Source organism: Pseudomonas poae (genome assembly GCF_001439785.1).
Lineage (GTDB): Bacteria > Pseudomonadota > Gammaproteobacteria > Pseudomonadales > Pseudomonadaceae > Aquipseudomonas > Aquipseudomonas poae.
In genome coordinates this window covers 102,724-117,095 of record NZ_JYLI01000015.1, presented here as the reverse complement: position 1 = coordinate 117,095, position 14,372 = coordinate 102,724, and the positions used below count along the sequence as shown (strand labels likewise).

The 14,372-nt window shown below is 55.2% G+C and carries 13 protein-coding genes; 7 read left to right on the top strand and 6 right to left on the bottom strand.

All coding sequences use genetic code 11. The features are described 5' to 3' along the window. Positions 1–40 precede the first annotated feature (40 nt). The 6 genes from TU75_RS18335 to acs all read right to left on the bottom strand — a co-directional run bounded on the left by TU75_RS18335 (position 41) and on the right by acs (position 6,779). Positions 41–805 (bottom strand): ABC transporter ATP-binding protein, encoded by a 765-nt coding sequence (locus TU75_RS18335; protein WP_003233525.1) that lies wholly within the window; start codon positions 803–805, stop codon positions 41–43. Between the two features lie 27 nt (positions 806–832). Further along, positions 833–1,945: a succinylglutamate desuccinylase/aspartoacylase family protein gene (locus TU75_RS18330; RefSeq protein WP_060549694.1), complete on the bottom strand. Its 1,113-nt coding sequence runs from the start codon at positions 1,943–1,945 to the stop codon at positions 833–835. 1 nt (position 1,946) lies between these two features. Beyond that, on the bottom strand, positions 1,947–2,645 hold the full coding sequence (locus TU75_RS18325; RefSeq protein WP_060549693.1) for an ABC transporter permease: 699 nt from the start codon (positions 2,643–2,645) through the stop codon (positions 1,947–1,949). Beyond that, the gene (locus TU75_RS18320) at positions 2,642–3,331 is read right to left on the bottom strand and encodes an ABC transporter permease (protein ID WP_003233531.1); all 690 of its coding nucleotides are present in this window, start codon (positions 3,329–3,331) and stop codon (positions 2,642–2,644) included. The genes TU75_RS18325 and TU75_RS18320 overlap by 4 nt, the downstream gene beginning before the upstream one ends. Before the next feature lie 93 nt (positions 3,332–3,424). Further along, positions 3,425–4,210, bottom strand: a complete 786-nt coding sequence (locus TU75_RS18315) for an ABC transporter substrate-binding protein (RefSeq protein ID WP_060549692.1) — start codon at positions 4,208–4,210, stop codon at positions 3,425–3,427. A gap of 613 nt (positions 4,211–4,823) precedes the next feature. Beyond that, the gene (acs, locus tag TU75_RS18310) at positions 4,824–6,779 is read right to left on the bottom strand and encodes an acetate--CoA ligase (protein ID WP_060549691.1); all 1,956 of its coding nucleotides are present in this window, start codon (positions 6,777–6,779) and stop codon (positions 4,824–4,826) included. Positions 6,780–7,176: 397 nt separating this feature from the next. Here acs and TU75_RS18305 point away from each other — a divergent pair, with 397 nt between their 5' ends. The 7 genes from TU75_RS18305 (at position 7,177) to TU75_RS18290 (ending at position 14,311) form a co-directional block, all read left to right on the top strand. Next, positions 7,177–7,446 (top strand): DUF2790 domain-containing protein, encoded by a 270-nt coding sequence (locus tag TU75_RS18305; RefSeq protein WP_003233536.1) that lies wholly within the window; start codon positions 7,177–7,179, stop codon positions 7,444–7,446. A gap of 560 nt (positions 7,447–8,006) precedes the next feature. After that, a complete protein-coding gene (locus tag TU75_RS18300; RefSeq protein ID WP_060549690.1) occupies positions 8,007–9,257 on the top strand; it encodes a ribonucleotide-diphosphate reductase subunit beta in 1,251 nt (416 codons plus the stop codon). A 109-nt stretch (positions 9,258–9,366) separates the two neighbouring features. After that, a complete protein-coding gene (locus tag TU75_RS26785; protein ID WP_082630460.1) occupies positions 9,367–10,596 on the top strand; it encodes an SIR2 family protein in 1,230 nt (409 codons plus the stop codon). Next, a complete protein-coding gene (locus TU75_RS26780) occupies positions 10,589–12,367 on the top strand; it encodes an ATP-binding protein (protein WP_169895605.1) in 1,779 nt (592 codons plus the stop codon). The genes TU75_RS26785 and TU75_RS26780 overlap by 8 nt, the downstream gene beginning before the upstream one ends. Beyond that, complete coding sequence (locus TU75_RS27885) at positions 12,368–12,577, top strand: KTSC domain-containing protein (RefSeq protein ID WP_141719172.1); 210 nt, start codon at positions 12,368–12,370, stop codon at positions 12,575–12,577. A 393-nt stretch (positions 12,578–12,970) separates the two neighbouring features. Further along, positions 12,971–13,498 carry a BRO-N domain-containing protein gene (locus TU75_RS18295; protein ID WP_060549689.1) on the top strand — a complete coding sequence of 176 codons (528 nt, stop codon included), beginning with the start codon at positions 12,971–12,973 and terminating at the stop codon, positions 13,496–13,498. Positions 13,499–13,597: 99 nt separating this feature from the next. Further along, a complete protein-coding gene (locus TU75_RS18290; RefSeq protein ID WP_060549688.1) occupies positions 13,598–14,311 on the top strand; it encodes an HNH endonuclease in 714 nt (237 codons plus the stop codon). The last annotated feature ends 61 nt before the right edge of the window (positions 14,312–14,372 follow it).

Here is a 14,372-nt window from a genome sequence, read left to right as displayed (position 1 = left end):
CCCTCCCACATAAAGCAAAGGCAATTCCCAGCGGTGAGGATTATTTCAAGCTGCCGGACAGGAACTGCTGCAAGCGCTCGGACTGCGGGTTCACCAGCACTTCGCGCGGGTTGCCGCGCTCTTCGACGATGCCTTTGTGCAGGAACACCAACTGGTTCGACACTTCACGGGCAAAGCCCATTTCGTGGGTCACCACCACCATGGTGCGGCCTTCCTGGGCCAAGTCCTGCATCACCTTGAGCACTTCGCCCACCAGCTCCGGGTCCAGCGCGGAGGTGGGTTCGTCGAACAGCATCACCTCCGGCTCCATCGCCAGGGCGCGGGCAATGGCCACGCGCTGCTGCTCGCCGCCGGACATGTGCCCGGGGAACGCGTCCTTGCGATGACCCACGCCGACCTTGGCCAGGTAGTGCTCGGCCTTTTCGCGGGCTTCTTTTTTCGACACGCCAAGCACGTGCACCGGGGCTTCCATCACGTTTTCCAGCGCGGTCATGTGCGACCACAGGTTGAAATGCTGGAACACCATGGACAGCCGCGAACGCATGCGCTGCAACTGTTTGGGGTCGGCGGCGCGCAGGGCGCCGTCCTTGTTGGCCACCAGGTTCAGCTCTTCGTTGTTGAGCAGAATCTTGCCGGCGTGGGGCTGCTCCAGCAGGTTGATGCAGCGCAAAAAGGTGCTTTTGCCTGAACCGCTGGAGCCGATGATGCTGATCACATCACCGGCCGCGGCGGCCAGGGACACGCCCTTGAGCACTTCATGACTGCCATAGCGTTTATGCAGGTCTTGGACTTCAAGCTTGTACATGCGGTCGGTTCTCACAAAAACAGGTGGTCAGTCGTTGAGCAGGCGCCCGTGACGCAGCGCGTCGCGCCCCGCCACCTTGGCCAGCCAGAAACCCGCTTGGGCATAACGCAGCCGTTCAACGGCGAACAACACCCCCGAGGTGCCCGCACAAACAGTGCTCACACGGTCGTTGACGGGGTCGATCACTTCAAAAATTTCATCGCCGGTGTCCACGCGGTCACCGGCTTTACGCAGGTAACTGATCACTCCGGCGTGGGGCGCGAACAGCAATTCGGTGCCTTCGAAGGGCACGCCCTCGCAGGACTCGTACTGGGGCGCGGGCCATTCACCCTTGATCAGGCCCTGCTCGGCGAGAAACGCGAGAATGCCTTCGGCGTGGAAGATGGCTTCGTCACGCTCGGTATCGGCCTGGCCGCCCAACTCCAGGGTGGTCGCCAGGCACGCCAGCGGGATCTGCGCTTCGGGGAACGCCCGCGACAAACGCAGCCACGGTAACGAGCAGGCCTCGTCAAACGAGCTGCCACCGGAGTCTTCCGCCAGCAGGCCGACCTTCACGTTCAAATGCGCCGCCAGCGAACGCCACTGCGGCCAGTGCTGGGGCAGCGCATACATGTGCAGTGCGGCTTCGGCGTCGCAATGCAGGTCAAGGACGATGTCGGCAGTACAGGCATGGCTCAGCAGCACGCGCTGCATGCCCTGCAGCTGGCTGGCTGGCTCGGGCAAGGCGTTGAGCGCGTCGTTCATCGCCTGGCGGATCAGGCGCACATTGGCGTGGGGATCGTCGCCAAGCTTGCCGTGCAGCAACTGCGCAACCGGCTCGCTGAGTTCGACGAAATCACGGTTGAAATTCTTGCCGCTGCCCACTTCAAAACGGCCCTGGTGGCTGCCTTGTAACAGCTGGCCCAGGCCCATCGGATTGGCCACCGGCACCAGCTCGATCACCCCGTTGAGGGCACCTTGCTGTTCCAGTTCGGCAAGGCGTTTTTTCAGCTCCCAGGCGGCGCGCATGCCGGGCAGTTCATCGGCGTGCAGGCTGGCCTGGATATAGGCCTTGCGCTCGCCGCTGCCAAAGCGAAACACGCTCAGTTGGCGCTCGCAGCCCAGGTGACCCCAGGGCAACAGGTGGTCGATACGTTCCATATCAGTGCTTCCTTGGAGCCAGGTAGCTCAGCCAGCGGCGCTCGGCCAACTTGAACAGGCGCACCAGGATGAAGGTCAGGCACAGGTAGAACACGCCGGCGGTGATGTAGGCTTCGAACGGCAGGTAATACTGCGCGTTCACCGTGCGCGCGGCACCGGTGATGTCGATCAGCGTGACGATGGAGGCCAGGCTCGTGGTCTGCAGCATCATGATCACTTCGTTGCTGTACTGCGGCAGCGCGCGGCGCAGGGCCGACGGCAAGAGGATGCGGCGGTACAGCTTGTAGCGCGACATGCCCATGGCCTTGGCCGCTTCGATCTCGCCATTGGGCGTGGCCTTGAGGCTGCCGGCGATGATCTCGGCGGTGTAGGCGCTGGTGTTGATCGCAAAGGCCAGGCACGCGCAGAACGTGGCGCTCGACAGCCACGGCCACAGGAAGCTTTCGCGCACCGCCTCGAACTGGGCCAGGCCGTAGTAGATCAAAAACAGCTGCACCAGCATCGGCGTGCCGCGAATCACGTAGGTATAGAGCCAGGCGATGCCGTTGACGATCGGCTGTTTGGACACGCGCATCAGGCCCAGGGGCAAGGCCGCGAGCAGGCCGAAGAACAGCGAAATGGCGAGCAGTTTGAGGGTGGTCAGCAGGCCGCCGAGGTACAGCGGCATGGCCTCCCAGATGACGTTGTAGTCGAAGATCATAGATCGGCCGCCCTTACGCCTACCGAGTAGCGCTTCTCGAGGTAACGCAAGGCCAGCAACGACACGCTGGTGATCACCAGGTACATCGCCGCCACTGCGAGGAAGAAGGTAAAAGGCTCACGGGTGGCGTCGGCCGCCTGTTTGGCCTTGAACATCATGTCTTGCAGGCCCACCACCGAAATCAGCGCGGTGGCCTTGGTGAGCACCAGCCAGTTGTTGGTAAACCCGGGGATCGCCAGCCTAATCATCTGCGGCACCATCACCCGGAAAAACACCTGGAAGCTGCTCATCCCATACGCCAGGCCGGCCTCGGCCTGGCCCTTGGGAATGGCCATGAAGGCGCCGCGGAAGGTTTCCGAGAGGTAGGCGCCAAAGATGAAACCCAGGGTGCCGATGCCGGCGGCCATGGGGTTCAAGTCGATATAGTCGTCAAAGCCGAGCATCGGCGCGACGCGGTTGAGCAGGTCCTGACCGCCGTAGAAAATCAGCAGGATCAGCACCAGGTCGGGGATCCCGCGGATCACCGTGGAATACAAGTCACCCAGCCAGGCCAGCCAGCGCACCGGCGACAGGCGCAGCGCGACCCCGATCAGACCCAGAACAATGGCCAAGGCCATCGACGACAAGGCGAGCTGAAGCGTCAACCATGCGCCATCGAGGATAACGGCCCCGTAGCCTTTCAACATGATTCAGGTCCTCGAAAAGGGGGGATGAAAAAATGGCGCAAACTTCAGAATGCTCTGTTGCTTGCGCCATTGGGGACTGACAGCTAAGACGGTTTACTTGGTTTCAGGACCGTAAATGTCGAAGTTGAAGTACTTTTTCTCGATGGCCTGGTACTTGCCGTTGGCACGAATCGCGGCGATCGCTGCGTTGATGCGGTCCAGGTTTTCCTTGTCGCCCTTGCGTACCGCGATGCCTACGCCGTCGCCGAAGTATTTGACGTCGGTGAAAGCCGGGCCCACGAACGCGTAGCCTTTGCCGGCGTCGGTCTTGAGGAAACCGTCTTCGAGCAGGGTGGCGTCGGCCACGGTGCCGTCGAGGCGGCCAGCGGCCACGTCCAGGTAGATTTCGTTCTGGGTGCTGTAACCCTTGATGTCAGCACCTTTTGGCGCCAGCACTTCACGGGCGAAACGGTCATGGATCGAGCCACGCTGTACGCCGATCTTCTTGCCCTTGAGTTCGTCCAGGCTGTCGCTGACGGTGGTGCCTTCCTTCAATACCAGGCGCGCCGGGGTCAGGTAGTAGCGATTGGTGAAGTCCACCGACTTCTTGCGGTCGTCAGTGATGGACATGGACGACAGGATCGCGTCGATCTTGCGCACTTTCAGCGCGGGGATCAGGCCGTCGAACTCCTGCTCGACCCAGGTGCACTTGACCTGCATCTCTTCGCACAGGGCGTTGCCGACGTCGTAGTCAAAACCGACGATGCTGCCATCCGGCGCCTTGGAGGCAAACGGAGGGTAAGCCGCTTCGATACCAATTTTCAGAGGCTTGCCTTCAGCGAAAGCCTGCATCGACAACACGGACAGCGCCAGGGCGCCCAACAGCACGAGTTTCTTCATCATGGGACTCCATCGGTATAGGGCAAAACAGCAGTATGAGCCATGGCCCACGATGCGGCGAAGGTTGAAACCGAATAGCGGCGCTGCGTCCATGCCCAGGCACTGCCTGCGACGACGAGCGGGTGATCGGCATTCTAACGACAGGCCGGAAGCCGATATTTCCTCAATGCGACAACAATTTACAGAAGCACCGAGAAAGCGGTTCCAGCACGTTGACAGCCTCTGATTTTTATGCAGAGACAAAAGATATTAAACCTGTTGATGCTGCAAATTGCGGGCCTATTATTCGCAAACCCTTATGGGACGGCAAGTGTGGTGTTAAATCTTATTTCCGAGGGGGATGAAGTGCGGCTTTTGCGCGCCGGGATGTAGGCGGATGCCTCAGGGTTGGGCGGCGGGTTACACATTTGTGCCGGGCGGTAACGCTTGTAAGCCTGAACCCGCAGAAGCGGATATTTATTGGCAAGACAGATCGGCCCTGGGAATGTGATTCAAAAAATGTGGGAGGGGGCTTGCTCCCGATGGCGGCGTGTCAGTCAAACAGGCTTCAACTGAACCACCGCTATCGGGAGCAAGCCCCCTCCCACCTTGGACCTTCTGTGTTTCCTGCGCTTTACGCGGCGTTCATGGTTTTGTGCGTCTCGATCAACTGCGCCACCACACCCGGATCAGCCAGGGTGGAGATATCCCCCAGCCCGTCGTATTCAGCCGTGGCAATCTTGCGCAGAATGCGCCGCATGATTTTCCCCGAGCGCGTCTTCGGCAAGCCCGGCGCCCACTGGATCACGTCCGGCGAGGCAATCGGGCCGATCTCCTTGCGCACCCAGTTCTTCAGCTCCAGGCGCAGCGCTTCGTTCGGTTCTTCGCCATTTTTAAGGGTGACGTACACATAGATGCCCTGCCCCTTGATGTCGTGCGGCACGCCCACCACCGCCGCTTCCGCGACTTTCGGGTGCGCCACCATGGCACTCTCGATTTCGGCCGTGCCCATGCGGTGGCCGGACACGTTCAGCACGTCATCCACCCGCCCGGTGATCCAGTAGTAACCGTCCTCGTCACGCCGCGCACCGTCACCGGTGAAGTACATGCCACGGAAGGTTTTGAAGTAGGTGTCCACAAACCGGTCATGGTCGCCAAACAGCGTACGCGCCTGGCCCGGCCAGGAATCGAGGATCACCAGGTTGCCTTCGGCCGCGCCTTCGATCAGGTTGCCCAGGTTGTCCACCAGGGCCGGCACCACGCCAAAGAACGGCCGCGCCGCCGAGCCCGGCTTGAGCGCATGGGCGCCCGGCAGAGGGCTCATCATGTTGCCGCCGGTTTCGGTCTGCCACCAGGTGTCGACAATCGGGCAACGGGATTGGCCGACGTTCTTGTAGTACCAGTCCCACGCTTCGGGGTTGATCGGCTCGCCCACCGAGCCGAGCAGACGCAGGCTGCTGCCATCGGCGCCTTCGCAGGCGGCGGTGCCCGAGGCCATCATTGCGCGGATCGCGGTCGGTGCGGTGTAGAGGATGTTGACCTTGTGCTTGTCGACGATTTTCGCCACCCGGGTGATGTCCGGGTAGTTGGGCACGCCTTCGAACAGCACGGTGGTCGCGCCATTGGCCAGCGGGCCGTAGACGATGTAGGTATGGCCGGTGACCCAGCCCACGTCAGCGGTGCACCAGTAGATTTCGCCCGGGCGGTAGTCGAACACGCGCTCGTGGGTGAGCGCCGCGTACAACAGGTAGCCGCCGGTGGTGTGCTGCACGCCCTTGGGTTTGCCGGTGGAACCGGAGGTATAAAGGATGAACAGCGCTTCTTCAGCGCCCATCTCTTTGGGCGCACACACGGTGCCGGCCACTTTCATCAGGTCTTCGTACCAGATGTCGCGATGCTGGTTCCACTTGATCGCGCCATTGGTGCGCTTGCACACGATGACCTTCTGGATGCTGCTGGTTTCCGGGTTGGTCAGCGCGTCGTCGACGTTGGCCTTGAGCGGAATCTTCTTACCGGCACGGATGCCTTCGTCGGCGGTGATCACGACCTTCGACTTACAGTCGATGATGCGACCGGCCAGGGCTTCCGGGGAAAAACCGCCAAACACCACCGAGTGGATCGCGCCGATGCGGGTACAGGCCAGCATGGCGACCACGGCTTCGGGGATCATCGGCATGTAGATGGTTACCACGTCGCCACGGTGCACGTCCTGGCCACGCAGGGCGTTGGCGAACTTGCAGACCTGCTCATGCAGCTCGCGGTAGGTGATGTTGCGGCTCTGGGCAGGGTCATCGCCCTCCCAGATGATCGCGATCTGGTCGCCCCGCTCGGCGAGGTGACGGTCCAGGCAGTTGTAGGAAACGTTCAAGGTGCCATCGGCGAACCACTTGATGTCCACATGATGATCATCGAACGACGTCTGCTTCACCGTGGTGAAAGGCTTGATCCAGTCCAGACGCTGGGCTTGCTCGCGCCAGAAGCCATCGGGATTGACCACCGACTGCTGGTACATCGCCTTGTAGGTCGCCTCGTCGGTCAGCGTGTTGGCTGCTACTTCGGGGCGAACGGGGTACAGGGAAGCCGCACTCATCTTTCTTACCTCGGTGACATAGTTGTTGTTGTATGGCCCCGTTGTAGCCGGGCCAGACCTATAGAACCATTCGACGATGGTAGTAACAAGACCCTACAAATTGCCCCGCCATAGCGCTTGCCGCTCTGGCCCGCGCCCCATGGCGCTTTGCAACACGCTGAAAAAACCTTGATCGGCCGATTGTTACAAAAACCACCAAAAGTGTTTATCAAAAGCACGGGTATATGAACAGCGCCCGCACGCCTAAAATCGACTCCGCCAACAAGGCACCGAGATTAACAATGCAACAGCCCCCACCCAGGCCACGTTAATCCGAACTTCCCAACTCCCACGTTACACGCGTGGCCTCACAAGGGCCTCGTGACCCCTCTCGCCCTGAAAAAGGTAGACAGACCCGATGAAAGCTTTACTGGTAATGACCCTCAGCAGCCTGTGCGCCACCGCCGCCCTGGCCGACGAGGCCCCCACCGAACTGGCCGGCCGCAATGCGCCGATTGTTGAAGACTACAGCTACAGCACCCACCTGGATGTCGCGAAAGTTGTGCACATGAGCAATGTTCCAGAGGTATGCCGCGTAGTACCGGTGCAAATGGAATATGACGATTCCCAGGGTCAGCGGCATATTCTCAACTATCACGTGATGGGCGGCGGTTGCTCCAACGGATAACCGGTCTCTTGCTCGCCGCAGGACAGCGCTCTTGCGGCCAAGAGCCTCTTGACTTGGAACACCAGTCAACTGTGGGAGCTGGCTTGCCTGCGATAGCGATCCAAGCCACCACCCTGCTCCCGAGCCCACCGCAATCACGCCAAATGCCCTCCCCCAGCATCAACAAACCACCCCCACCACGCCTCAAAAATTTCCTGCCTCGCTAACCCCCTGTAAATCCTCGCCTTAGCCCAAATACCCACCTTGCTGCGCCCACACCGTGACCATCCGCCACAACACAAAGCCGATTTTTTCCCTATAATGCGCGGGTAAATCGGGCCTGCAATATCCCTTTACACAGGGACGAAGAGCCAGACCTGAGGCATCGCCAGGGCAAGCACCTGCACCTGCGCCCCTCAAGCCTCACGCAGCACCCGTTAGCCCATTCCGTTTTTTTGCCTGCGCGAGCTGCTGCAACAAACGATTCCTTAAGATCCACCGCGGCCCTGGGGCCGTGTGAACACCCAACCATCCGGTTTCACACGGGCACCTTTGCGCCCTCACGCAGGAGACGACACGTCATGCTTAGCTGGGACGAATTCGATAAAGAAGAAGACGGCGAAGTCGCCATCAAAGGCGCCAATGCCGGCCATGCCAGCGAAGCCAACATGGACCGCCTCGACGGCGCCGGCGCCGCGGCTGCCCTTGAAGCGCGCAACGTAACCGCCAGCGACTCTGCGGCGATCATCCGCGCCAAGGCCGCCCTCGACAAACTCGACGTCGCCGAAGGCCTCGCCGAACTCGAAGGCTCAGCCGCCCGCGTCGCCGTCGACGAAAAGCGCATGATCAACTGCCGCGCCGACCTCAACCAACTCGTGCCTTTCAAATACGACTGGGCCTGGCAGAAGTACCTCGACGGCTGCGCCAACCACTGGATGCCGCAAGAGGTCAACATGACCGCCGACATCGCCCTGTGGAAGACCCCCGAAGGCCTCACCGACGACGAACGCCGCATCGTCATGCGCAACCTGGGCTTCTTCTCCACCGCCGATTCGCTGGTCGCCAACAACCTGGTGCTGGCCGTGTACCGCCTGATCACCAACCCGGAATGCCGCCAGTACATCCTGCGCCAGGCCTTCGAAGAAGCGATCCACACCCACGCCTACCAGTACTGCATCGAATCCCTGGCCATGGATGAAGGCGAGATCTTCAACATGTACCACGAGATTCCATCGGTCGCCAAAAAGGCCGCCTGGGGCTTGAAGTACACCCGCTCGATCTCCGATCCGAAGTTCGAAACCGGCACCGTCGAGACCGATAAAGAGCTGCTGCGCAACCTCGTCGCCTATTACTGCGTACTGGAAGGCATCTTCTTTTATTGCGGCTTCACCCAGATCCTGTCCATGGGCCGCCGCAACAAAATGACCGGCGTGGCCGAGCAGTTCCAGTACATCCTGCGCGATGAGTCGATGCACCTGAACTTTGGTATCGACGTGATCAACCAGATCAAAATCGAAAACCCGCACTTGTGGGATGCGGAGATGAAGGAAGAAGCGACCCAGATGATTCTGCAGGGGACGCAGCTGGAGATCGAATATGCACGTGACACCATGCCGCGCGGCGTTCTCGGCATGAATGCGGCAATGATGGAGGATTACCTCAAGTTCATTGCAAACCGTCGTCTGTCGCAGATTGGGTTGAAGGAAGAGTATCCAGGGACGACTAACCCGTTTCCTTGGATGAGCGAGATTATGGACTTGAAGAAAGAGAAGAATTTTTTTGAGACTCGTGTAATTGAGTATCAGACGGGTGGTGCGTTGAGCTGGGATTGATGATACGGTGATTTTGTTGTAGATCGCGCTTTACCTGAGCATGGATGTTGGGGTAGCGAAAATAGAGACCCCGCCATTGCGGGGTTTTTCTATTTTATAAGGACATACAGTGAGCGAATCAGTACACAACCCTGATCAATACATGTTCGGCTTCCGCCAGGTAATCACTAACGGAAAGAAAAAAATCGGATTGCTTTTAGGGGCTGGAGCTCCATTTAGTATAAATGTCGGAGGGGACGGTCCTTGGCAACCGCTGATCCCGAACGTAGTAGGCCTAACCAAAACGATCAAAGAAAACCTAGAGAAAAGCGATTTAATAGTCTTCAATCTAATAGAAGAGTCGATACCAGATAAAAACTTTGAAAAAGTTCTGTCAAAAATAAGAACTCTTGCAGACGTCATTGGTAGTTCTACAGTACACGATTACGATAGCAAAAAATTCTTACAGCTAACCGAAAACATTTGCAACGCCATTAAGCAGGTGGTAAACAAAGATTTGCCACCTGGAAAAAACCCATATTCCGAATTAATATCTTGGGTAAATGGGATAAAAAGACGATACGGCATTGAAATCTTTACTACTAATTATGACTTACTGCTTGAACAGGCACTTGAAAGGGTTAAGACTCCTTATTTTGATGGTTTTAGCGGATCAAGAAACGCCTTTTTCGACCCCTCAAGTATTTCACGAAATGATCTACCACCACGCTGGGTTAGATTATGGAAACTACATGGCTCGATAGGCTGGGAAATCAGTGAAAACCAGGAGGTGATTAGGCTACCATTTTCAACGAATACAAATATGGTTTACCCCTCTCATATAAAATATGATCAGACCCAAGCCGCTCCATTTTCTTCACTATTTGAAAGATTCAAAAACTTCTTAAATGAAAGTGACACACTTACAATAGCCTCCGGCTTCTCCTTCGCTGATGCACACATATCCTCAAAAATAACTGAAAGCCTTATAGCAAACCCTTCAACCGCATTATTCGCATTTCAATATAATAATTTAGAAAAAGAACCGCACGCGCGCGAAATTGCATTTAACTGCCCTAACTTTAGTTTATTCTGCCGAGATGGCGCAATAATAAACGGAGTTGAGGCCCCTTGGAGAACAGGAATTTTACCCGCGAAAAACTGGCAATCTATTAGAGATGAATACTTCAAAAACAAAGAATTTCAACTTGGCGACTTTAATGCCTTAACACGCTTTCTAGCAACAGCAGGTGGCGACTTTGGATTTGAGATAGAGCCCCCTGCTACTGCTCCAAGAGAGGAAGGGCAGTCCGATATAGACTTTCAACTCTCTGTCGCGAACGAGCCAAAAAATGATTAATAACCCAACATACATGGGCAATATAAGCTCAGTTTCCAGCTCCTCTATAATAGTAGAACTTGCGGAATCTATGGAGTCAGGAATTATAATAATTGAGGGTAAAAACTACAGAATTGGTCAAGTCGGGAGCTTTATTAAGATACCAATTGGTTACAACCAGCTTTTTGGTGTCACTTCGGAGTCCAATGAGTCTTCTGGCAATGAAGGTGAAACCATAATATCCAAAGGTCGCCGATGGATAAAAGTAGAACTAATAGGCGAAATGATAGGTGGTGAATTCGATAGAGGAATCAGCGAGTATCCAAGTATCGGAGATGACGTACACGTCGTAGTAGATAGCGACCTAAAGAAAATTTTTGGATTATCCTCAACCGGTCAATTTACCATCGGTAAGCTTTCAAGCTCTGATGGTATTGACGTAAGTCTAGACTTAGACAAATTGGTTTCTCGCCATTCGGCAATCCTTGGGTCTACAGGTTCAGGAAAGTCAACCAGCACAGCGTCCATCATCAGATCGCTCGTCACAAAAAACGAAAAAATACGCCTGCCATCCTCTAGGGTTTTGTTGATAGACATCCATGGAGAGTACGAATCCGCCCTTGGAGATATAGCGAAAGTATTCTCTGTTCTTCCCGACAGCAAAAACCCTCTTTACATTCCATACTGGTGCGTGTCGCCAGAGAGCCTCATTGAGTTTTTATGTGGAAACTTAACTGAAAGTCAGAAAACCCAATATTTAGACAAGACAATCGATGAAAAAAAACTCTCTATAAAAATAAACAATATAAAAAATACTCTTGAAGAATCAGTTAACACTCTTTCCCCTTTACCTTATAGAATCAGGAAAATCTGGCATGAGTTATATTATGACGACACCGTAAACTGGCAAGAGAAAGAACATGTAAACCCCGCCTTGATTGAAAACGGAGAAGGAGATGCGGAAAAACTAATCCCTCCACGCTTTAAACCACCTGCAACGGGAGGTGCCGCTCCTTATAAGGGAGGCCCAGGCTCAATGAAGAGACAGCTGGAGCTGATGAAATCCAGATTGCTAGATTCGCAATATTCGTTTCTATTGGATCCGGGGCCCTGGTCCCCAGACAAAGATGGAATTATTAGAAAAGATTTGGATCAGTTACTTATGGACTGGCTAGGGCACGATAAGCCCATTACAATTCTAGATCTTTCAGGAATGCCGTCCACTCGCCTAAGTCTATTATTAGGCTCCATCCTAGATATACTTTTCGAATCTTCGATATGGGGAAAAAACCTCAATACAGGCATGAGAAAGCGCCCTTTATTGGTAGTGCTCGAAGAAGCCCACAGATACTTATCAAAAAAGGAAGATGGGTTAGCAAAACAAATGGTCCAACGTATAGCAAAAGAAGGCAGAAAATTTGGGGTGGGGGCAATGATAGTAAGTCAGCGACCTTCAGAAATTGATGAAACAATTCTATCTCAATGCGGAACAATTATTGCCTTGAGAATTAACAACTCTACTGATCGCGGCATAGTAAAATCTGCGATGTCTGAGGGACTAGCCGGCATTATCGACTCACTTCCTATATTAAGAACAGGCGAAGCGATAATAGTGGGCGAAGCCGCAAAACTACCGACGAGATGTCGGATAAATATCCTTCCTTCAAACAAGTACCCCAACAGTAAAGACCCCGAAGTCTCAAAAAATTGGGCACAAGATAGAACCGTTGAAAATTATGAACCATTAGTATCGGCCTGGCGAAACCAGGTAATTAAAAAGGAAGAAATATAAATGGCAAGAATCCCAGTAAACTCCAGCAATATAGCAAGTGTCGGGTATGACGCTGCTACCTCTTCACTCCAAATTGAGTTTCTTAATGGAAAAGTCTACGAGTACTATGAGGTTCCGGAAAGTGAATTTGATGGTTTGGTAAATGCCGGTTCTCCCGGAGGTTACTTCCATGCGAATATCAAGAATATTTACAGTTATGCCGAAATCTGAAAACTTGTAAAATACAGTTCACAGCAAAATTAAATTTTGCTGTGTTCTCAGCCTTGACCGAAACTCTGGAAGCCAATACGCTTCTAGCCTGGTGCCTAAGAAACACCTCACACAGCGGACTGACCGCACCCGACAGTAGCGGCTTTTTTGTGCCTACGGTTTTCTCGTGGGCATCGAAAATCTTTGTTATGCCGGGAGTGGGCTAATACAAGACCCGAAAGGGGAATATGTCCGGCCCTCTGTGTGGGGTTTCTTAACTCCCGGCACCCAGCCCTAAGAAAGCTGAAATCACACAGAGGTAATGGAAAATGCCTAGAATTTTCACCTTCCGCGCGAAGCCTTACTACTGCGTAAGAAACGCCGTTCAAGCGCCTCTGGCCTCGGAGGTATGCCATGCATGATCCCCTTGTTCCTATCGTATTCACACGTCAAAACCTACCTCTGCACACCCTCCTTCTGGAAAACCAACCCTGGTTCTGCGCTCGCGATCTTGGACGTTTGATGGGTTGGTATCTGGATGAGCGAACGACTCGAAAACTCGATGACGACCAGCGAAAAACCGTAACGCTGCTCTTCCACGGTCAACCGCAAGAAATGCTGATGATCAGCGAATCCGGCGCCTATGCCTTGCTGGTCTACCACTACGTGCCGGGGAACCGGTCATTACGGAGCTGGCTGACCCACGAAGTCGTTCCGACGCTGCGAGATGAGCGTCAGCCCAGAACCGTGGAGCGTCCGCTGTTGAGTATGTTGGATTGGCCAGAAATGTCGCTTAACCTCCTGCATTGGCAGGATGAAGGCTGGATACGCCTTCGGGACATGCCGTACCTGTTGGTAAATCGGACCTATAGGAAAGATCCAGCAAAGACGCCGTGGTGGCGCAAGCTCATACAGCCTTTCCGAATAAAGCGAATTTACTAATATCGAAGACCGTCGATTCCGGCCGACATGTAGGAAATTTCGTAGACGCAATAATGGCTACTCAGTATCGTCCGAGGGTTTTCTACCCTCGGCGGCTGTATGGATATCAAGAAAGACAAAACGGATTGGAGCGATGCGGAGCTGGCAGCGGCGGTCGAGGCTTACCTAAAAATGTGGGTCTTGGAAAAAAACGGGCAAATGTTCAATAAGGCGTTCGAAAACCGTCTTCTGCGCGAAGGTGCTGCGGCAGGCCGCACCGAAAGCTCCATCGAATTTCGGATGCAAAACATCTCCACCGTTCTCGTCCGCATGGGGTGGGATCGCATCAAAGGCTATAGGCCCGCCAAAAACGTGGGTTCTGGCGTGGAGCGTCGCATCCGCTATGCCCTCGCAGCACAAGGTGTGTTTGAGTCAGAAGACGCCGCCCAAACCGCCGATGAACAAACGCTCATCCGCCGCGCAGCCAAACTTCAGCAACAGCCCTTCCCGATGTTGCCGGATGGCATTGCCCAACCCCAGAAAGTGCCCACCGTCAGCACCGCCTTCGTGCGTGACCCAAAGGTACGCGCTTGGGTGCTGAAAGAAGCCGACGGCATTTGCGAAGGCTGCGGTTCAAATGCGCCTTTCGAGGTCGACGGTTTGCCATTTCTTGAAGTACATCACGTCAAGCACCTCGCCCAGAAGGGTTCGGATCGCATCGCCAATGCTGTAGCCTTGTGCCCCAATTGCCATCAGCGTTGTCACCGGTCGAGCGATCGGGATGCTTTCAATGAAGCGCTTTACGCCAACGTCGGAAGATTGGCACGGGAGTAAACTCCTGCGGTCACACCTGATGCACGTTCAAACATATTCGATAGGACCGAGGCCAACCCGT